This is a genomic window from Herbiconiux sp. UC225_62 (genome assembly GCF_042694625.1).
Classification (GTDB): Bacteria; Actinomycetota; Actinomycetes; order Actinomycetales; family Microbacteriaceae; genus Herbiconiux.
Genome location: NZ_CP170551.1, coordinates 3,857,019 through 3,878,125, shown reverse-complemented (window position 1 = coordinate 3,878,125; position 21,107 = coordinate 3,857,019). Strand labels below are relative to the sequence as shown.

14 protein-coding genes and 1 tRNA gene are annotated in these 21,107 nt (G+C 68.4%); 12 read left to right on the top strand and 3 right to left on the bottom strand.

Going from position 1 to position 21,107, the window contains the following annotated elements:
• Positions 1–7: 7 nt before the first annotated feature.
• The 9 genes from ACFJGU_RS18925 (at position 8) to ACFJGU_RS18885 (ending at position 12,728) form a co-directional block, all read left to right on the top strand.
• Positions 8–238: an HGxxPAAW family protein gene (locus ACFJGU_RS18925; RefSeq protein ID WP_382305635.1), complete on the top strand. Its 231-nt coding sequence runs from the start codon at positions 8–10 to the stop codon at positions 236–238.
• Positions 239–242: 4 nt separating this feature from the next.
• On the top strand, positions 243–1,016 hold the full coding sequence (trpC, locus tag ACFJGU_RS18920; RefSeq protein WP_382305633.1) for an indole-3-glycerol phosphate synthase TrpC: 774 nt from the start codon (positions 243–245) through the stop codon (positions 1,014–1,016).
• A complete protein-coding gene (trpB, locus tag ACFJGU_RS18915; RefSeq protein WP_382305631.1) occupies positions 1,013–2,242 on the top strand; it encodes a tryptophan synthase subunit beta in 1,230 nt (409 codons plus the stop codon). The genes trpC and trpB overlap by 4 nt, the downstream gene beginning before the upstream one ends.
• Positions 2,239–3,069, top strand: a complete 831-nt coding sequence (gene trpA / locus ACFJGU_RS18910; RefSeq protein ID WP_382305630.1) for a tryptophan synthase subunit alpha — start codon at positions 2,239–2,241, stop codon at positions 3,067–3,069. Before trpB ends, trpA begins: the two co-directional genes overlap by 4 nt.
• Positions 3,070–3,078: 9 nt before the next feature.
• Entirely contained in the window at positions 3,079–4,098 is a 1,020-nt protein-coding gene (gene lgt / locus ACFJGU_RS18905; protein WP_382305628.1) for a prolipoprotein diacylglyceryl transferase, read from the top strand.
• A 132-nt stretch (positions 4,099–4,230) separates the two neighbouring features.
• Complete coding sequence (gltB, locus tag ACFJGU_RS18900) at positions 4,231–8,823, top strand: glutamate synthase large subunit (RefSeq protein WP_382305627.1); 4,593 nt, start codon at positions 4,231–4,233, stop codon at positions 8,821–8,823.
• Positions 8,816–10,273, top strand: a complete 1,458-nt coding sequence (locus ACFJGU_RS18895) for a glutamate synthase subunit beta (RefSeq protein ID WP_382305626.1) — start codon at positions 8,816–8,818, stop codon at positions 10,271–10,273. The genes gltB and ACFJGU_RS18895 overlap by 8 nt, the downstream gene beginning before the upstream one ends.
• Before the next feature lie 84 nt (positions 10,274–10,357).
• Positions 10,358–11,803, top strand: a complete 1,446-nt coding sequence (gene pyk / locus ACFJGU_RS18890) for a pyruvate kinase (protein WP_382305624.1) — start codon at positions 10,358–10,360, stop codon at positions 11,801–11,803.
• A gap of 160 nt (positions 11,804–11,963) precedes the next feature.
• The gene (locus ACFJGU_RS18885) at positions 11,964–12,728 is read left to right on the top strand and encodes a hypothetical protein (protein ID WP_382305622.1); all 765 of its coding nucleotides are present in this window, start codon (positions 11,964–11,966) and stop codon (positions 12,726–12,728) included.
• Between the two features lie 14 nt (positions 12,729–12,742).
• Here ACFJGU_RS18885 and ACFJGU_RS18880 read toward each other — a convergent pair.
• Positions 12,743–12,825: transfer RNA gene (locus ACFJGU_RS18880), tRNA-Leu, on the bottom strand.
• Between the two features lie 39 nt (positions 12,826–12,864).
• Between ACFJGU_RS18880 and ACFJGU_RS18875 the strand changes: the two genes are divergently transcribed.
• Positions 12,865–13,470, top strand: a complete 606-nt coding sequence (locus ACFJGU_RS18875) for an ANTAR domain-containing response regulator (protein WP_092552903.1) — start codon at positions 12,865–12,867, stop codon at positions 13,468–13,470.
• Positions 13,471–13,476: 6 nt separating this feature from the next.
• Here ACFJGU_RS18875 and ACFJGU_RS18870 read toward each other — a convergent pair whose 3' ends face one another.
• Positions 13,477–13,902 (bottom strand): PaaI family thioesterase, encoded by a 426-nt coding sequence (locus ACFJGU_RS18870; protein WP_382310444.1) that lies wholly within the window; start codon positions 13,900–13,902, stop codon positions 13,477–13,479.
• Positions 13,903–13,994: 92 nt separating this feature from the next.
• On the opposite strand from ACFJGU_RS18870, the gene polA reads away from it, so the two are divergent.
• Positions 13,995–16,706, top strand: a complete 2,712-nt coding sequence (gene polA / locus ACFJGU_RS18865; RefSeq protein ID WP_382305620.1) for a DNA polymerase I — start codon at positions 13,995–13,997, stop codon at positions 16,704–16,706.
• A 198-nt stretch (positions 16,707–16,904) separates the two neighbouring features.
• Positions 16,905–17,690, top strand: a complete 786-nt coding sequence (locus tag ACFJGU_RS18860; RefSeq protein ID WP_382305618.1) for a hypothetical protein — start codon at positions 16,905–16,907, stop codon at positions 17,688–17,690.
• Positions 17,691–17,696: 6 nt separating this feature from the next.
• Here the strand turns inward: ACFJGU_RS18860 and ACFJGU_RS18855 are convergent, their stop codons facing one another.
• Entirely contained in the window at positions 17,697–21,095 is a 3,399-nt protein-coding gene (locus ACFJGU_RS18855; protein WP_382305616.1) for an error-prone DNA polymerase, read from the bottom strand.
• Positions 21,096–21,107: the final 12 nt, after the last annotated feature.

Genomic DNA, 21,107 nt, shown 5'->3' with positions numbered 1-21,107 from the left:
GCGATCGATGAGCTCTGACGTTGAAGAACTAGGCGAAGGCCACTCTCCCGCCGCATGGACGGCCGTCATCGTGTCGCTCGTCGGCATCGCGATCGGAACCGTCGCCTTCGTTCTCGACATCCAGTGGCTCGTCTGGGGCGGTGCGGGTCTCGCCGTGGTGGGCTTCATCCTCGGCTGGGTGCTCGCCCGCATGGGATACGGCGTCAACGGGTCACGCACGCAGCACAAGGAGCACTGACCCCGTGCTCGCCGATCTCGTCGCCGGAGCGCTCGAGGATGCGGCGGAACGGCAGACGACACGCGGTCTCGACCAGGTCGAGTCCGCTGCCCTCGCTGTGTCGCCCGCGCTCGACGCCTTGGCGTTCCTCGCGCCCGCCGACCAGGTGAAGATCATCGCCGAGGTCAAGCGCGCGAGCCCTTCGCGGGGCGCTCTGGCGGAGATCACCGATCCCGCTGCTCTGTCCGCCCGCTACGCGGCAGGCGGAGCGAGCGCCATCAGCGTGCTCACCGAGCAGCGCAAGTTCAAGGGGTCGCTGGCCGATCTCGAGGCGGTGCGCGCGGCCGTGGACATCCCGGTGCTCCGTAAGGACTTCATCGCGACCGAGTACCAGGTCCTCGAAGCGCGAGCCGCCGGCGCCGACCTGGTGCTGCTCATCGTGGCAGCTCTCGACCAGCCCACGCTCACGCGCCTGCACGCGTTCATCACCCAGCTCGGCATGACCCCGCTGGTGGAGACGCACGACGCCGTCGAGGTCTCCCGCGCCGTCGACCTCGGCGCTCGTCTCGTCGGCGTCAACGCGCGCAACCTCAGCACCTTCGAACTCGACCGCGATCTCTTCGGCCGCCTGGCCGATCGCATCCCCGCCGGCACGATCAAGGTGGCGGAATCCGCCGTCTCGACCGCTGCCGACGTCGCCCACTACCGTGCGGCCGGCGCCGACGTGGTGCTGGTCGGCGAAGCCCTCGTCACCGGTGACGACCCGGTGACGACACTGAAGGAGTTCCTCTCCGTATGACCGACACCTCCCACTCCCTCCGCGAGGAGGCCGGACCCTTCTTCGGCGAATTCGGCGGCCGTTTCATGCCGGAGTCGCTCATCGCCGCTCTCGACGAGCTCGCCGAGGCCTACCAGCTCGCGAAGCTCGACCCGGCGTTCCACGAGGAACTGGCCGCGCTCGGCCGCACGTACACCGGCCGGCCGTCGATCCTCACCGAGGTGCCGCGTTTCGCCCGCCACGCCGGCGGTGCGCGCGTCATCCTGAAGCGCGAAGACCTCAACCACACCGGGTCGCACAAGATCAACAACGTGCTCGGCCAGGCGCTGATCGCCCGTCGCATCGGCAAGTCGCGCCTCATCGCGGAGACCGGAGCGGGTCAGCACGGCGTCGCCACGGCGACCGCCGCCGCCCTGTTCGGCATGGAATGCGTCGTCTACATGGGCGAGGTCGACACGGAGCGCCAAGCGCTCAACGTCGCCCGGATGCGGCTGCTGGGCGCCGAGGTCATCCCGGTGAAGAGCGGCACGCGCACGCTGAAGGACGCCCTGAACGAGGCGTTCCGCGACTGGGTGGCCAACGTCGAGAACACGCACTACCTGCTCGGCACGGTCGCCGGCCCGCACCCGTTCCCGGTGATGGTGCGCGACTTCGTGAAGGTCATCGGCGAAGAAGCGCGCCAGCAGATGCTCGATCTGACCGGCGCGCTGCCGGATGCCGTCACCGCGTGCGTCGGCGGCGGCTCGAACGCGATCGGCATCTTCCACGCCTTCCTCGACGACACCTCGGTGGGCCTCTACGGCTACGAGGCCGCCGGGCTCGGCGCCGAGACCGACAAGCACGCGGCCACGATCACCAAGGGCCGCCCGGGAGTGCTGCACGGCTCGCGCAGCTACATGCTGCAGGATGCCGACGGGCAGACCCTCGACTCGCACTCCATCTCGGCGGGCCTGGACTACCCGGGCGTCGGTCCGGAGCACGCGTGGTTGGCATCCATCGGGCGCGCGAACTATCGCCCGATCACCGACGAGCAGGCGATGCAGGCCTTCCGCCTGCTCTGCAGCACGGAGGGGATCATCCCGGCCATCGAATCGGCCCACGCCCTCGCCGGCACGATCGAGCTCGGTCGCGAGCTCGGCCCGGATGCGACGATCCTGGTGTCGCTGAGCGGCCGCGGAGACAAAGACGTGGAGACCGCGGGGCGGTACTTCGACGTGCTCGACGAGCAGGGGAACGCGAAGGTATGAGCGACACCGTCCACGACGCCCCCTCCACGAGCCGGTCGGCCGGCGAATCGCCCGTGGCAGGCACCATCGCCACCGCCAACGCCGACCGCGCCGGAGCCTTCGTCGGCTACCTGCCGGTGGGCTTCCCTTCGCTCGACGCGAGCGTCGACGCGGCGGTGGCGCTGGTCGAGAACGGCGTCGACGTGCTCGAACTCGGCCTGCCCTACTCCGATCCGGTCATGGACGGCCCGGTCATCCAGGCCGCGACCCTGGCCTCCCTGCAGGGTGGCTTCCGGCTGACGGATGCCTTCACCGCGGTCGAGCGCATCCGCTCGCGTGTCGACGCCCCGGTGCTGCTCATGACGTATTGGAACCCCGTGCTCCAGTACGGGGTCGACCGCTTCGCCGACGACCTGGTCTCGGCCGGGGGCGCCGGGCTCATCACGCCCGACCTCACGGTCGACTCGGCTGCCGACTGGCTCGCGACGAGTGACCGCACCGGACTCGACCGGGTGTTCCTGGCCGCGCCGACCTCGACCGACGAGCGTCTGCGCCTCGCCGTCGAGAACAGCCGCGGATTCGTCTACACCGTCTCCACGATGGGCATCACCGGCGCCCGCGCCGACCTCGACGCCGCGGCCCGCACGCTGGTCGCGCGCCTCCGCGAGCAGGGCGGAGAGAGCCTCGCCGTGGGCATCGGGATCTCGACCGCCGATCAGATCGCCGAGATCCTCAGCTATGCCGACGGCGCGATCGTGGGTTCGGCACTCGTGAAGGCCCTGGCCGACGGAGGAGTCGACGCAGTGGGTCGCCTCGCGGCAGAACTGGCCGAGGGCACGCACCGGTAGGGTAGCGGGATGTTCGTGCCCCTCAGCATCCCCAGCCCCGAGGTGAGTTCTTTCGACCTCACGCAGTGGCTCTCGAGCATCGGGCTGACCTTCTTCGGTCAGTGGAACCTGCCCATCCGGTTCTACGCGCTCTGCCTCATCGCCGGCATCGTGATCGCCACCTGGATCACCTCGCGCCGTCTCACGAGGCGTGGAGCCGAGCCGGGGGTGGTGCTCGACATCATCATCTGGGCGGTGCCGCTCGGTTTCGTCGGGGCGCGGGCGTTCCACGTGCTCACGCACCCGGGTGACTACTTCTACGACGGCGCCGATCCGCTGCGGGTGTTCTTCATCTGGGAGGGCGGGATCGCGGTGTTCGGCTCCCTGATCGGCGGCGCGGTCGGCGCGCTCATCGGCTGCCGGCTGAGCGGCATCCGCTTCTGGACCTTCGCCGACGCCCTCGCGCCCGCACTCCTGGTGGCCCAGGCGGTGGGGCGGCTCGGCAACTACTTCAACACCGAGCTCTTCGGACAGCCCACGACGCTGCCCTGGGGACTCGAGGTGCCCTCCGACAATCCGGCGTTCCCCACCGGGCTCGCTGATGGCACGCTGTTCCACCCGACCTTCCTCTACGAGATCGTCTGGAACCTCGCCGGCGTCGCCGTGCTGCTCTGGCTGGAGCGCCGCTTCCGGTTGCAATGGGGCAAGCTCTTCGGTCTCTATCTGGTCTGGTACGGCCTCGGTCGCTCCTGGTTCGAGACGATCCGGGTCGATCCGAGCGAGATCTTCCTGGGTGTGCGCACCAACGTCTGGGGCGCCTGGGCCGCTGTTCTGGCCGGAATCATCCTGATCGCGGTGCAGTCGCGACGGCATCCCGGACTCGAGCCGAGCCCGTACCGACCGGGGGCGGAATGGGTTCCGGCTTCTGCTGAGGTAGAATCGACCGACACGTATTCGGACGACGAGCTGGAGGGCGAGGAAGCTCCCGAGGCTTCCGAGAACGAGGCAGTCGAACCGAGCGCCAAAAGTGAAGTCGGAGCGAAGCCCTAGTCCGCACAGGTACAGCACCGGCGCGGCCACATCGGACCCCCACAGGGAGACAGCATCCCGGTGGCAACACACTGACATCCTTGGGCCATTGGCGTCCCAGTTCCCTAAGAAACACGTAGAGGACGGTTCTCTATGGCCGATCAGCCTGCACAGCGCCCCGCGCCCGGCTTCAGCTTCAGCGCACTCCCGACCGCTCAGGGTCTGTACGACCCGAGCTCGGAGAAAGACGCCTGCGGTCTCGCGATGGTGGCCACACTCCGCGGAACGGCGGGGCACGACATCATCGACACCGCGCTCGGCGCCCTGCGCAACCTCGAGCACCGCGGAGCCATCGGCTCCGACGCCGGCACCGGCGACGGAGCGGGCATCCTGACCCAGATCCCGGATGCGTTCCTACGGGCCGTCGCGCCCGTCGAACTGCCCCCGGTGGGTCGGTACGCCGTCGGCAACGCCTTCCTGCCGCTGCACGCCGACGAGCGTCAAGAGGTGATGGACCGCATCCGCGACCTCGCCGAGCAGGAAGACCTGCGCATCCTCGGCTGGCGCGAAGTGCCGGTGCGTCCGGACGAGCTCGGCCGCCTCGCCCGTGACGCCATGCCGGCGATCTGGCAGCTCTTCGTGCAGTCCACGCGCACCACGGAGTCGGGCGCCACGCTCTCCGACCTGCCGCTGGACCGCCAGGCCTTCCGCCTGCGCAAGCGCGCCGAGCTCGAGCACCAGGTGTACTTCATGTCGCTCTCGTGCCGCACCATCACCTACAAGGGCATGGTCACGACGCTCCAGCTCGAGCCGTTCTACCCGGATCTCTCCGACGAGCGGTTCGCGTCCAAGCTCGCGCTCGTGCACTCCCGGTACTCCACGAACACCTTCCCGTCGTGGCCGCTCGCTCAGCCGCTGCGGATGATGGCGCACAACGGCGAGATCAACACGGTTCAGGGCAACCGCAACTGGATGCGCGCCCGCCAGTCGCAGCTCGAGTCGGAGCTGCTCGGCGATCTCTCGCCGCTGTACCCGATCGTCACGCCCGGCCTCAGCGACTCCGGGTCGTTCGACGAGGTCGTGGAGCTGCTGACGCTCGCCGGACGCTCGCTGCCGCACGCCATCATGATGATGGTGCCGGAGGCCTGGGAGAACCAGGCCGACTTCGAAGACGCCCGCCGCGCCTTCTACGAGTACCATTCGATGCTCATGGAGCCGTGGGACGGCCCGGCCGCCCTCATCTTCACCGACGGCACGCTCGCCGGTGCGACCCTCGACCGCAACGGCCTGCGCCCCGGCCGCTATCTGATCACCGACGACGGCCTCGTGGTGCTCGCGAGCGAGATCGGCGTCATCGACGTCGAGCCGTCTCGGGTGGTGCGCAAGGGACGTCTGCGCCCTGGCAAGATGTTCCTCGTCGACACGGCGGCCGGTCGCCTGATCGAGGACGACGAGATCAAGGCCGAGCTCGCCGCCGCCGAGCCCTACGGGCAGTGGCTCGACGAGGGTCGCATCAACCTGCGCGACCTGCCGGAGCGCGAGCACATCGTGCACACGCCGGCATCCGTCACCCGCCGCCAGCGCACCTTCGGCTACACCGAGGAAGAGGTGCGCATCCTGCTCACCCCGATGGCGAAGAACGCGGCCGAGCCGCTCGGCGCCATGGGCTCCGACACGCCGATCGCGGTGCTCAGCGACCGTCCGCGACTGCTCTTCGACTACTTCACGCAGCAGTTCGCGCAGGTCACGAACCCGCCGCTGGACTCGATCCGCGAAGAGGTCGTCACGAGCCTCCGGCTGGGTCTCGGCCCGGAGCGCAACCTGCTCGACGCCACGCCCGAGCACACCCGGCAGGTCATCCTCGATTTCCCGGTGATCGACAACGACGAACTGGCGAAGATCCAGCACATCGATCCGTCGTCGGGCAGCCGCCTCACCACGACCCTGAAGGGTCTCTACCGCGTCGACGAAGGCCCCAAGGCCATGCAGAACCGCATCGCGGCGATGTGTGCCGAGGCCGACGAGGCGATCGAGCAGGGCGCGGAGTTCATCGTGCTCTCCGACCGCGACTCCAACCGGGAGCTCGCGCCGGTTCCCTCGCTCCTGATGCTGGCCGGCGTGCACCACCACCTCATCCGCAAGCAGACCCGCATGAAGGTGGGCCTGATCGTGGAGGCCGGCGACGTGCGCGAGGTGCACCACGTCGCGCTGCTCATCGGCTACGGCGCCTCCGCGGTCAACCCCTACCTCGCCATGGAGACCTGCGAGAACCTGGTGCGCTCGGGCGACATCTCCGGTGTCACACCGGAGAAGGCCGTCAAGAACGTGATCAAGGCGCTCGGCAAGGGCGTGCTGAAGATCATGTCGAAGATGGGCATCTCCACGGTGTCGTCGTACGCGGGCGCCCAGACCTTCGAAGCGGTCGGCCTCGCGCCGGAGTTCGTGGAGGAGTACTTCACCGGCACCTCCTCGAAGCTCGGCGGCGTCGGCATCGACGTCATCGCGGGGGAAAGCGCGGCCCGGCACGCGGCCGCCTACCCCGAAGACGGCGCGACCACCGTGCACGAACCGTTGGCCACCGGCGGCGAGTACCAGTGGCGCCGCGAAGGTCCGCCGCACCTGTTCAACCCCGACACGGTGTTCCGCCTGCAGCACGCGACCCGCGCGCGGCGTTACGACATCTTCCGCGAGTACACGAAGCTGGTCGACGACCAGGCCGAGAACCTCATGACGATGCGCGGGCTCTTCAAGCTGCGCACCGGCGTGCGCCCGGCGGTGCCGCTCGACGAGGTCGAGTCGGTCGAGTCGATAGTCAAGCGCTTCTCCACCGGAGCCATGAGCTACGGCTCGATCTCCAAGGAGGCGCACGAGACACTCGCGATCGCCATGAACCGGCTCGGCGCGAAGTCGAACACCGGTGAGGGCGGCGAGGACGTCGACCGTCTGCTCGACCCGGAACGGCGCAGCGCGATCAAGCAGGTCGCGTCCGGTCGCTTCGGTGTCACGAGCATGTACCTCACCCACGCCACCGACATCCAGATCAAGATGGCGCAGGGAGCCAAGCCCGGTGAGGGCGGCCAGCTGCCGCCCACGAAGGTCTACCCCTGGGTGGCACGCACCCGGCACGCGACCGCGGGCGTCGGCCTCATCTCGCCGCCGCCGCACCACGACATCTACTCGATCGAAGACCTCAAGCAGCTCATCTTCGACCTCAAGCGGGCCAACCCCGAGGCGCGGGTGCACGTGAAGCTGGTGTCGCAGAACGGCATCGGTGCGGTCGCCGCGGGTGTCACGAAGGCCCTGGCCGACGTCGTGCTTGTCTCCGGCCACGACGGCGGAACCGGCGCGAGCCCGCTCAACTCGCTCAAGCACGCGGGAACGCCCTGGGAGATCGGCCTCGCCGAGACCCAGCAGACCCTGATGCTGAATGGGATGCGCGACCGCGTCGTGGTGCAGGTCGACGGCCAGATGAAGACCGGTCGCGACGTCGTGATCGGCGCCCTGCTGGGTGCTGAGGAATACGGCTTCGCCACCGCGCCGCTCGTGGTGGAGGGCTGCATCCTGATGCGCGTCTGCCACCTCGACACCTGCCCGGTCGGCGTCGCCACGCAGAACCCCGAGCTCCGTGCCCGGTTCAGCGGCAAGCCCGAGTTCGTGGTGAACTTCTTCGAGTTCCTCGCCCAGGAGGTGCGCGAATACCTGGCCGAGCTCGGGTTCCGCAGCCTCGAGGAGGCCATCGGCCACAACGAGCTTCTCGACGTGAACGCCGCGATCGAGCACTTCAAGACGGATGGCCTCGACCTCAGCCCCGTGCTGGTGGGACCGCACTTCGAGCCCGACGAGCCGCGGTCGAACCGCCGGCCGCAGGAGCACGAGCTGGAGAAGCACTTCGACAAGCGACTCATCCACGAGGCCGTCGCCGCGCTCGACCACGGGGAGCCGGTGGCCATCACGCTGCCGATCCGCAACACCGAGCGCGCGGTCGGCACCATGCTCGGCCACGAGGTCACGAAGCGTCACGGTGAGCAGGGCCTGCCCGACGGAACGATCCAGATCACCCTCCTCGGCTCGGCCGGTCAGTCGCTCGGCGCATTCCTGCCCTCCGGCATCACGCTGCGTCTTGAGGGCGACTCGAACGACTACGTGGGCAAGGGCCTGTCGGGCGGGCAGATCATCCTGCGCCCCGACCGCAACTCGGTCTTCCCGGCCGAGCGCAACGTCATCGCCGGCAACGTCATCGGCTACGGCGCCACGCGCGGCAGCATGTTCCTCCGTGGCATCGTGGGGGAGCGGTTCCTGGTGCGCAACTCCGGCGCGACCGCCGTCGTGGAGGGCGTGGGCGACCACGCGCTCGAGTACATGACCGGCGGCCTCGCGCTCATCCTGGGTTCGACCGGCCGCAACCTCGGCGCCGGCATGTCCGGTGGAACGGCGTACGTGTACGAGCTCCACGAGGAGCGCGTGAACGCCGATTCGCTGGCCTCGGGCGAGCTCCAGCTGCTGCCGCTCGGCGGCGCCGACGTGGAGATCGTGCGCGACCTGCTGCAGCGTCACGAGGCCGAGACCGGGTCGCCGCTGGCGGCACGGATGCTCGCCGATTTCGACACGACCATCGCCTCCTTCGTGAAGGTGCTGCCCCGTGACTACGCCGCTGTTCTGGCCACCCGGCAGACGGCGGTCGAAGAAGGACTCGACCCCGACGGCGACGTCGTCTGGGGACGCATTTTGGAGGTGACAGGTGGCTGATCCCAAGGGCTTCCTGAAAGTACAGGAACGTGAACTGCCTCCCCGGCGGCCGGTCTCCGTGCGGCTCATGGACTGGAAAGAGGTCTACGAGCAGGGCGATGCGGCGACCACCCGGCGCCAGGCCGGGCGTTGCATGGACTGCGGCATCCCGTTCTGCCACCACGGCTGCCCCCTCGGCAACCTGATCCCGGAGTGGAACGACCTCACCCGGCGCGATGAGGGCCGTCAGGCCATCGAACGGCTGCACGCCACGAACAACTTCCCGGAGTTCACCGGGCGGCTGTGCCCGGCGCCTTGCGAGTCGTCGTGCGTGCTGGGCATCAACCAGCCTCCGGTCACGATCAAGCAGGTCGAGGTGTCGATCATCGACCAGGCCTTCGCGAACGGATGGGTGCAGCCGCACCCGCCGGAGCGTCTGACCGGTAAGACGGTCGCCGTGGTCGGCTCCGGCCCCGCCGGTCTGGCCGCCGCTCAGCAGCTCACGCGCGCCGGGCACACGGTGGCCGTGTACGAGCGCGACGACCGCATCGGCGGCCTGCTGCGCTACGGCATCCCCGACTTCAAGATGGAGAAGAAGCACCTCGAGGCCCGTCTCACGCAGATGATGGCCGAGGGCACGCGCTTCCGGGCCGGCATCGAGATCGGTGTCGACATCTCCTGGGACGACCTGCGCGCCCGTTACGACGCCGTGATCGTCTGCACCGGCGCCACGGTTCCGCGCGACCTGCCGATCCCCGGCCGCGACCTCGACGGCGTGCACTACGCGATGGAGTACCTGGTCCAGCAGAACAAGGTCGGCGCGGGCGACGACATCCTGGGTCAGATCACCGCCGAGGGCAAGCACGTCGTGGTTCTCGGCGGTGGCGACACCGGTGCGGACTGCATCGGCACGGCGCACCGTCAGGGCGCGCTCTCGGTCACCAACCTCGCCATCGGCAAGCAGCCGCCGGCGGAGCGTCCCGAGCACCAGCCCTGGCCGATGTTCCCGACCCTGTTCGAGGTCTCGAGCGCACACGAGGAGGGCGGTGAGCGCACCTACCTCGCCTCCACCGTGGAGTTCCTCTCGAACGAGTCCGGCGAGGTGCGGGCCATCCGCGTCGCCGAGACCGAGTTCCTCGACGGTCGCCGCGTGCCCAAGGCCGGTACCGAGCGCGAGATCCCGGCCGACCTGGTGCTGCTGGCCCTCGGGTTCACCGGCGCCGAGGCGGACGACATCTCCACGCAGCTCGGCACCCGGTTCGACGACCGCGGCAACGTCGAGCGCGATGGCGACTACCAGAGCACCACCCCGGGCGTCTTCGTGGCCGGCGACGCCGGTCGTGGCCAGTCGCTCATCGTCTGGGCCATCGCCGAGGGACGTGCTGCGGCATCCGCCGTCGACCGCTACCTGGAGGGCGAGACCGACCTGCCCTTCCCCGTGAAGCCGACCGACCGCGCAATCTCGATCTGATAGCCTCCCGGTCGAGACTCCACACCAACCACCACTCCACCACCACCATGCGTTTCGGCGCAGAACTCGGAGCAATACACACTGATGAGACGCGCGAAAATCGTCGCAACACTGGGTCCGGCAACGTCGACCTATGAAACCATCAGAGCGATCATCGATGCGGGCGTCGACGTCGCGCGGATGAACCTCAGCCACGGCAGCTACGACGTGCACGAGGGGGTCTACCGGAACGTCCGCCAGGCGGCCGACGACTCGGGTCGTGCCGTCGCGGTGCTCGTCGACCTCCAGGGCCCGAAGATCCGTCTCGGCAAGTTCGAGAACGGTCCCTACGACCTCGCCGAGGGTGACATCTTCAAGATCACCATCGAGGACATCATCGGCAACAAGGAGATCTCCTCCACCACGTTCAAGGGCCTGCCCCAGGACGTCAAGCCCGGCGATCCGCTGCTGATCGACGACGGCAAGGTGACGCTGCGCGTACTCGAGACCGACGGAACCGTCGTGACCACGCGCGTCGAGGTGCCGGGAGCCGTTTCCAACAACAAGGGCATCAACCTGCCCGGCGTCGCCGTCAACGTTCCGGCCATGTCGGAGAAGGACATCGCGGACCTCCGTTGGGGCCTCCGCCTCGGCGCCGACCTGATCGCGCTCTCGTTCGTGCGCGACGCGTCCGATGTCGACCTGGTGCAGGAGATCATGGCGGAGGAGGGCCGCAAGGTCCCCGTGATCGCCAAGATCGAGAAGCCGCAGGCGGTCGACAACCTCGAGGAGATCATCGACGCCTTCGACGGCATCATGGTCGCCCGTGGCGACCTCGGCGTCGAGCTGCCCCTCGAAGCCGTGCCGATCGTGCAGAAGCGCGCGATCGAGCTGTCCCGCCGCATGGCCAAGCCGGTCATCGTCGCCACCCAGGTGCTCGAGTCGATGATCTCCTCGCCGCGCCCGACGCGCGCCGAGGCATCCGACTGCGCCAACGCCGTCCTCGACGGTGCGGACGCGGTCATGCTCTCGGGCGAGACCAGCGTCGGCGAGTACCCGGTGATCACCGTGCAGACCATGGCGCGCATCATCGAGTCGACGGAGGACCACGGCCTGGAGCGCATCCCGGCCCTCGGCACGAAGCCCCGCACCCAGGGCGGCGCGGTCACCCTCGCCGCCGCGGAGGTCGGCGACTTCGTGGGGGCGAAGTTCCTCTGTGTCTTCACGGAGTCGGGCGATTCGGTGCGCCGGATGACCCGCCTGCGGTCGACGATCCCGATCCTGGGCTTCACGCCGCTGCCCGGCATCCGTAACCGCATGGCGCTCAGCTGGGGCGTGCAGTCCTACCTGGTGCCGCGCGTGACCCACACCGACGAACTGATGGTGCAGGTCGACGACGTGCTGCTCGGCCTCGGCCGTGCGCAGATCGGCGACAAGGTCATCGTCATCTCCGGCTCCCCTCCCGGAGTGTCGGGCACCACGAACGACATGCGCGTGCACATCATCGGCTCCGCGCACAACCCGCTGAAGCCGGACACCTTCGACAACTAGAAGGACTGCTCTCGCGGGGGGTCATCCGATCCTCAGGATTCGGCCAGGATTCGATCAAGCTTCGATCGGCTCCTGGCCGTTTTCCCTTAAGACGCGTTTTCACGATGTTAGTTTCGGGCTCGTCAGCACATTTTCGACCCGAACCCGGAAGCGTCCTCTCATGAACAGCACCCCTTTCGTCGCGCGCGCCATCAGCGCCGGAGCCGCCGTCGCGACCGTCATCGCCCTGTCCGGCTGCTCGTCCGTCCTGCCGTTGTTCGGCATCCAGCCCACTCCGCCGTCGCAGAAGACCACGTCCGGCGCGTCCGGTGGCTCCAGCACCCAGGCGACCGACGCGCGGCTTCAATTCGCCTCGGTGTTCACCGACATGGGTTCGGTGCACCCGACGGTCGACATCGCCGACCAGCTCCAACTCAGGCTCGACGTGTGGACCGAGCAGAAGACCCACGACTGGACCCCGGATGCCGACAAGCGCTTCTCGTTCGTCATCGGCGTGTACGACGAGCGGGTGCCGGCGGAGGCGCCCTTCGATCAGAAGCGTCGCGTCTACATGTCGAACATCACCGTCTCGGCCAAGACGTCGGCGGCCAGCGGCGCCGTGGAGTCGCCCTACGTCTTGAACACCGATCCGTTGAAGGTCACCCTCGACCCGGAGGCGATGCGCTCGGAACAGGGGCTCGGCCTCCTGATCACGTCGCCGAAGGGCGGTTTCCAGCTGGAATCGCAGCAGATCGGGGTGCTGGCCCCTGACACCGAGGGCCTGATGCTCGACTTCGCGATGCAGATCTCCTTCGAGACCAGCCCGCTGTCGAACAGCTACACGACGCAGATCGTGCACCAGTACGTGCCGGTCGCGATCTTCTCCGCGTTGCCCGCCGCGACCCCGACGCCGACGCTGACGCCCACCCCGATCCCTGTGGGGTAGGGCCTTCTTCTGGGTACCGGTGGTGGGACTCGAACCCACATGCCCTCACGGACAACGCATTTTGAGTGCGTCGCGTCTGCCATTCCGCCACACCGGCTTGCTACGAGCGAGGTCCAGAATACCGTAGGGTTGAAACGTGACTGACCAAGAACCAACGACTGCAGTGCCCCGCCGTGTTGTGGTGGCCGAAGACGAATCGCTGATCCGCCTCGACATCGTCGAGATCCTGCGCGACAACGGGTTCGATGTCGTCGGCGAGGCTGGAGACGGCGAGACGGCCGTGGCCCTCGCCACCGAGCTCCGCCCCGACCTGGTCATCATGGATGTCAAGATGCCGCAGCTCGACGGCATCTCCGCGGCCGAGCGTCTGTCGAAAGATCACATCGCGCCCGTCGTGCTGCTCACCGCGTTCAGCCAGAAGGAACTCGTGGAGCGGGCCACCGAAGCCGGCGCGCTGGCCTACGTCGTGAAGCCGTTCACCCCGAACGACCTGCTGCCCGCGATCGAGATCGCCCTCTCGCGTTACGCCCAGATCATCACGCTCGAGTCCGAGGTCGCCGACCTCGTGGAGCGCTTCGAGACGCGCAAGCTCGTCGACCGGGCCAAGGGCCTGCTCAACGAGAAGATGGGCCTCACCGAGCCTGAGGCGTTCCGCTGGATCCAGAAGGCCTCGATGGATCGCCGGCTCACCATGCACGACGTCGCCCAGGCGATCATCGAGCAGCTGAGCCCGAAGAAGTAGCCGACCCTACTTCTTCTCGAAGACCTGGCCCTCAGGCCGGTCCTTGATGAAGTTGGTCATGCGCACGGTCGACAGCCGTCGCCCCTGTTCGTCGCTGATCGCGATCTCGTGCGTCACGAGCGTGCGGCCGAGACTGATGGCCGTGCACACTCCGGTGACCCAGCCCTCGGTGGCGGAGCGGGAGTGGCTGGCGTTGATCTCGATGCCGACCGCGATCTTCGTCGGCCCGGCGAAGAGGTTCGCGGCGGTGGAACCGAGACTCTCGGCCAGCACCACATAGGCGCCGCCGTGCACCAGGCCGAGGGGCTGCGTGTTGCCCTCGACGGGCATCCGCGCCACCGAGCGTTCGGGGGTGAGTTCGAGGAATTGGATGCCCATCCGCTCGGCCAGGGCGCCGATGCCGCGGTAACCGAACACCTCCATGACGTCCATCGGAAGGGGTTCTTCGGCGGATGCTTCGGGCTGCGTCATCGATGCGTGTTCCTGTCTGAATGACTGTCGGAGGCCGTGTGTAGGCTTGCCGTGTGCCGGACAAAGAACAGCCTACCCTTCTCGTCATCGACGGACATTCGCTCGCTTTCCGGGCGTTCTACGCCCTTCCGGTCGACAGTTTCTCCACCCGCGACGGGCAACACACCAACGCCATCCACGGGTTCATCGCGATGATGATCAACCTGCTGAAGGCCGAGAACCCCACGCATCTCGCGGTGGCTTTCGACGTCTCGCGCTCGTCGTTCCGAACCCGCGAGTACCCGGAGTACAAGGGCACACGCGGGGAGACGCCGCCCGAGTTCGTGGGGCAGGTGCCGCTGCTGCAGGAGGCACTGCACGCGCTCGGCATCACCACGATCGAGAAGCCCGACTTCGAGGCCGACGACATCCTCGCCACCCTCGCTCTGCAGGGCGTGCAGCAGGGCTACCGTGTGCTCGTCGTCTCCGGCGACCGGGATGCGATCCAGCTGGTCAACGACGAGGTGACGCTGCTCTACCCCTCGCGTCAGGGCGTCTCCGACCTCACGCGCTACGACGTGGCGAAGGTGCAGGATCGCTACGGCATCCGCCCCGAGCAGTACCCCGAGATCGCGGCTCTGGTCGGCGAGACCAGCGACAACCTGCCCGGCATCCCGAAGGTCGGGGAGAAGACGGCGGTCAAGTGGCTGAACCAGTACGGTTCGCTCGACGCGATCCTCGAGCACCGCGACGAGATCCCCGGTGTGGTGGGCAACAACCTGCGCGAGTTCGCCGAGAACGCGATCCGCAACCGTAAGCTCAACCGGCTGCTGACCGATGTGGAGTTGCCGGTCGGTCCGGCCGACCTCGCGCGCCAGCCGATCGACGAGCAGGCGATGCGCGACGTGTTCGCGCGGTTGGAATTCCGCACGCTGCTCGACCGCATCCTGAAGCTCGAGGGCATCGGAGGGGACTCCGAGGTGGGGCAGGCCGCTGCGGCGGCTGCCGCGGCGAAGGCCGAGAAGGCGCCCGTGCCGGTGACCCTGCTCGACGACGAGCTGGCCGCCTGGCTCGCTCGGCACTCGGGGTCCTTCGATCCGGCGTCGGCCGATCCGGCAGATCTGAGCGGTGCGGTGGCCGTGCATGTCGAGACGCTCGACGGGTTCCCGATCGCGATCGGACTGGCCACTCCGCACGAGACGGTCTATCTGCCCTGGGTGCGTGACAGCACCGAATTCGCGCCGTTCGAGGAGTGGCTCGCCGGCCCGAGCCCCAAGATCCTGTTCGACGCGAAGAAGCAGATCAAATCGCTCCGCGCGGCCGGGCTCGCGTTCGACGGCCTGCTCTTCGACCCGGTGATCGCCGCCTGGCTCCTGAAGCCGGATTCGAGTGCCGATCGGTCCCTCGCGCAGCTGGTCGACCGGCACCTGCTGGAGACCCTCCCGACGCCCGACCCGAATCAGTTGGTGCCCGACGACGACTCGGTCGTGGGCCCGGCGGAAGAGGCCTGGTATTCCTGGCGGGTGGCGCAGGCGCTCTCCGCCCTCCTTGACGACCGCACGCGGCGCGTGCTCACCGAGATCGAGATGCCCACGCTGCTGGTGCTCGCGCAGGTCGAGCTCACGGGGGTCACGGTCAGCCACGACGAGTTGGCGGCGCTCTCGGCCGAGCTCGGCGAGTCGGCGGGCCAGATCGCCTCCGACGCATTCGGCATCATCGGGCGCGAGATCAACCTCGGTTCGCCGAAGCAGATCCAGGAGGTGCTCTTCGATCAGCTCGACATGCCGAAGACGCGTGCCACGAAGACCGGCTACTCGACGGATGCCGGTGCTCTCGCCGATCTCCAGGCCACGAATCCGCATCCCTTCCTCGGATTGCTGCTCGCGCATCGCGACGCGACGAAGCTGCGGCAGATCATCGAGTCGGTCGACAAGGCGATCGCTCCGGATGGCCGGGTGCACACGACGTATGTGCAGACCGGTTCGTCGACGGGGCGCATCTCCTCGACCGACCCGAACCTGCAGAACATCCCGGTGCGGACCGAGGAGGGTCGGCGCATCCGTGCCGCCTTCCAGGTGGGTTCCGGTTTCGAGACGCTGCTCACCGCCGACTACTCGCAGATCGAGATGCGCATCATGGCGCACCTCTCCGGCGATGCCGGTCTGATCGAGGCCTTCCATTCGGGCGAAGACTTGCACCGGTACGTGGGAGCGCGCGTCTTCGGTGTCGAACCGGCCGACGTGACGCCGAACATGCGCACCAAGGTGAAGGCGATGTCGTACGGACTGGCCTACGGGCTGTCGCCGTTCGGCCTGTCGAAGCAGCTGCGCATCGAGACCGCCGAGGCGCGTCAGCTGATGGAGGACTACTTCGAGCGTTTCGGGGGCGTTCGCGACTACCTGCGGAGCGTCGTGGTGCAGGCCAAGGTCGACGGCTACACCGAGACGATCTTCGGCCGGCGTCGCCCGTTCGCCAACCTCAACAGCGCCAATCGGGTGCTGCGCGACAACGACGAGCGGGCCGCGCTGAACGCGCCCATCCAAGGCACCGCCGCCGACATCATCAAGATCGCTATGATCGGCATCTCGGCCGATCTCCAAGCGGGCGGACTCGCGTCGAAGATGCTGCTCCAGGTGCACGACGAGCTCGTGTTCGACGTGGCGCCGGGGGAGTGGGATGCGCTGGCCCAGGTCGTCACCACCCGCATGTCGACGGCCGCCTCGCTGTCGGTGCCGCTCGAGGTGCAGCTCGGCCGCGGCCAGAACTGGAACGAGGCGGCGCACTAGTCGCTGGTGCGGCCGGTGCGGGTCGTCTCTGTGCCGCCTGGGTTGAGCGCGGGCGGCGGGGTCTTCTTTCGCGAGGTCGGTGGTGTGCGCAGGCTGTTCTCCGTCCCGAAAATCGGGGGCGCGCCGAGGTGCGTCCGAGCGATAACGTGAGGCTCGAACATCCGCGTGACCATGCGGATGCCGCCCGAAGGGGGATCGATGTCGCTCACCACTCCGCCCGAACCGCCCGCCGATGGCTCGACGCCGCCGGACGGCCCGTCGACATCTCCGCCCGCTGGTGCTGCCTCTCCTCCGGGTGCGCCTGACGCTCCTTCCTCCTCGGCCCGCGCTCCGCGTCCGGTGACGCTTCCGGTGCTCCTCGGGGTCGCCGCCGCCGTGGTCGTATTGGTGTTCGGTGCCTCCTTCCTCGGAGCGAGTCTTGCTCGTGGGTCGGACCCGGGAGCCTCGACCGTGGTCACCGACGCCGCGGCGACCGAGCCCGCCGATTCCTCGGAATCGCCCGAACCGTCCGACCAGGCCGACGACGCGACCGAGGATGCCGTCGATGAGGAGTACCTGGCCGAGGTGCTTCCCGCTGGTTCCGCCATCCGCGCCGGCAAAGGCGCGCCTGGGGAGGGCTCAGGGACCGACGGCGACGTCTATCTCGACATCTCCACGGCGAACGTGTACCTGCATCGCGACGGCGCCTGGGCGTCGGTGGGCAACCTGAAGCAGTCGGCTGCCGAACACCTGACCGGCGCCACCGGTGAGACCGGGGCGCAAGGCGAGACCGGCGCCACCGGCGAGACCGGTGCCCAAGGCGAGACCGGCGCTCAGGGCGAGACGGGCGCCCAGGGGCCGGCCGGTCGGGACGGCACGCAGATCGTGCTCGGCTCCGGACCACCGCCTGCGACCGATGCGTGCGGAAACGACGGCGACATCTACTTCGACACCGACGATTCGAACTTCTACCTCTGCACGGCGGGCTCCTGGGTCGCCCGCTGAGCGCGCTCATTGGAAGTCCCGGGAGCGGGTCTTGGCAGAGAGCGGGAGTGGCTCGAAGCGGTCGGCGACGAGGTTGATCACTCCCTCCTTCGATCGTTCGAGGATGCCTCGAACGATCAAGGCCGGGGAGTCGCGGGCCACTCGGCGGTATCGCGTCCAGACACCGACGCTGCAGATGACGTTGAGGATGCCGGTCTCGTCTTCGATGTTCATGAAGGTGATGCCGCTCGCGGTGGCCGGGCGCTGCCGGTGCGTCACCACTCCACCGACCTCGATGCGGCGGCCGTTCTCGGTGGTGGTGAGGTCGGCGAACGACAGTGCCCCGCGCATCCGGAGTTCTTCTCGCACGTGGCGCAGCGGATGGTCGTCGGGGGAGATGCCGGTGGCCCACAGGTCGTAGACCACCTGCTCCTCGGCGGTGAGCATCGGCAGCAACGGCGGCTGCACCGAGACGAAGGTGCCGGGAAGGTATTCCGCGCGCTCCTGGGAGGCGTTCCCGGCCTCCCACAGCGCTTCGCGCTTGGTGAGGCCGAGCGATTCGAAAGCGCCTGCGGTGGCGAGGGCTTCGAGTTGGGGAGTGGTGAGCCCGACTCGGCGGGCGAGATCGGCCATGCTCTGGTATCGGCCGTGCTCCTCTCGCTCGGACACGATGCGCTCAGCGAGCTTGTCACCGATCGACGTGACTTCGGCCAGACCCAGCCGGACGGCCAGCCGGCCGTCGCGCCGATGCTCGGCGGTGCGATCCGGGGCGTCACGATCGAAGGTCTCCGGCACCGGGCCCGGGGGGTGCACGCACTCCTCGAGGCCGGTCTCGGCGCACGGACCCTCCTCCGTCAGTTGCAGCGGCTCGAGCCCCGCCTGCACTCCGGAGCGTTGGATGTCGGGCCGACGCACCTCGACGCCGTGTCGCCGGGCATCCGCCGTCAACGTCTGCGGCGAGTAGAAGCCCATCGGCTGCGCCCGCAGCAGCGCGGCCAGGAAAGCGGCGGGGTAGTGCAGCTTGAACCACGAGCTCGCGTAGACGAGCAGAGCGAAGCTCGTGGAGTGACTCTCGGCGAAGCCGAAGTTCGCGAAGGCCTCGATGCGCTGGTAGATGTCGTCGGCCAGCTCGCCGGTGATGTCGTTCTCGGCCATTCCCTCGTAGAGCTTCTCGCGCAGCCGGGAGATCTTCTCCTGCCCGCGTTTGGATCCCATCGCGCGACGCAGCAGGTCGGCGTCGTCGGCGTCGCAGCCACCGACCGCCATGGCCATCTGCATCAGCTGCTCCTGGAAGAGCGGCACACCGAGGGTGCGTTCGAGCACCGGCTCCAGCTTCGGGTGGAGGTAGGTGATGGGTTCGAAGCCGAGCTTGCGCCGGATGTAGGGGTGCACCGCCCCGCCCTGGATCGGCCCGGGCCGGATGAGGGCGATCTCCACCACGAGGTCGTAGAACTTCCGCGGCTGCAACCGGGGAAGCGTGCCCATCTGGGCGCGGCTCTCCACCTGGAAGACGCCGATCGAATCGGCGCGGCAGAGCATGTCGTAGACGCCCTCTTCTTCCTTGGGGATGCTGTCGAGATCCCACTCCCGGCCGGTGGACTCCTTCACGAGGTCGAAGGTGTACTGCAGCGCGGAGAGCATGCCGAGTCCCAGCAGATCGAACTTCACGAGACCCATCCAGGCGCAGTCGTCTTTGTCCCACTGCAGCACGGTGCGGTTCTCCATCCGCGCGTTCTCGATGGGGCACACCTCGCCCACGGGGCGATCGGTGAGCACCATGCCCCCGGAGTGGATGCCGAGGTGCCGGGGGAACCCGAGCACCTCCGTGGCGAGTGCGATCACCTCGGCCGGGATGTCGTGGTCGCCGCTCTCGACCATCGGCCCCCAGCGCTCGACCTGCTTCGACCAGGCGTCCTGCTGACCCGGGCTGTGGCCGAGTGCCTTCGCCATGTCGCGCACCGCGAACTTCGGCCGGTACTGGATGACGTTGGCCACCTGGGCTGCATTCCGCCGACCGTACTTCGTGTAGACGTACTGGATGACCTCCTCGCGCCGTTCGGAGTCGAAATCGACGTCGATGTCGGGCTCCTCCTCGCGCATGGCCGAGAGGAAGCGCTCGAAGGGCAGCAGGCGGGCGATGGGGTCGACCGCGGTGATCTTCAGCACGTAGCAGACGGCGGAGTTCGCCGCCGAACCTCGCCCCTGGCAGAGGATGCCGAGCCGCCGGGCTTCGCGCACGATGTCCCAGACGATGAGGAAGTAGCCGGGGAAGTCTTTCGACTCGATCACGGCGAGCTCCTTCTCGATGCGCGCCCAGATCTCGGGGCCGGCCCCGGGATAGCGATCGGCGACGCCCTCGGCGACGAGCAGCCGGAGGTAGGACATGGGGGTGTGCCCTTCCGGCACCTCCTGTCGTGGCAGCTTCGGCTTGGCGCGGCGCAGTTCGAAGGAGAGTTCATCGGCCACCTCGACCGTGCGCTCGATCGCGCCCGGGAAGCGGGCGAAGCGGTGCAGCATCTCCGCCCCCGAACGCAGGTGGGCGGCGGGTGAGGCGGGCAGCCAGCCGTCGAGTTCGTCGAGACTGCGGCGTGCGCGCACCGCGGCGAGGGCTTCGGCCAGGCGGTGCCGATCGGGCGAGGCATAGTGGACGTTGCCGGTGGCGACGGCGGCGAGACCGTGCTTCTGCGCGAGACCGAACAGGGTGTCGTTGATGCTGCTGTCGAGCGGCTGCCCTCGGTCGCTCAGTTCGACCAGCACGTTCTCGCGCCCGAAGAGCGCCACGAGACGGTCGAGTTCGCGTTCGGCGCCCTCTTCTCCCTCGAGGGTGAGGGCTTGGCGAACGAGGCCTTTGCGGCAGCCGGTGAGCACCATCCAGTCGCCGCCGGAGTCGGCGGAGAGCTGCTCGAGGGAATAGAGCGGTCTGCCCTTCTCGGCGCCCGGGGCGAGCTGCGCCGTGGTGATGGTGCCGGCGAGCCGGTGGTAGCCGGGCTGCTGCCGGGCGAGCACGAGCAGGTGCGACCCCTCCGGGTCGGCGATGCCGTTCTGCGGAGCGCTCAGCTCGAGCGAGAGTTCGGCGCCGAACATCGTTCGCACCTCGTGCATCTCGGCGGCCTCGGCGAACCGGGCGAGGCCGTAGAAGCCGTCGTGGTCGGTGAGCGCGAGCGCGTGCAATCGCAGCCGCGCCGCCTCCTGTACCAGCTCCTCGGGCGAGGAGGCGCCGTCGAGGAAGCTGAAGTTCGAGTGGGCGTGCAGTTCGGCGTAGGGCACGACGTCACCGTCGTCCACCGCCTGCACGGGCGGCGGCACGTAGGCCGCGCGTTTGCGCGAGTGCGTCTCCTCGCTCTCCATCACCCGCTGAGGCCGCGACCGCCCCGACATCTTCGCTTCCAGCTCCGACCATTTGACCGGAGGATTCTGCCAGCCCATCAGCGGCCTCCG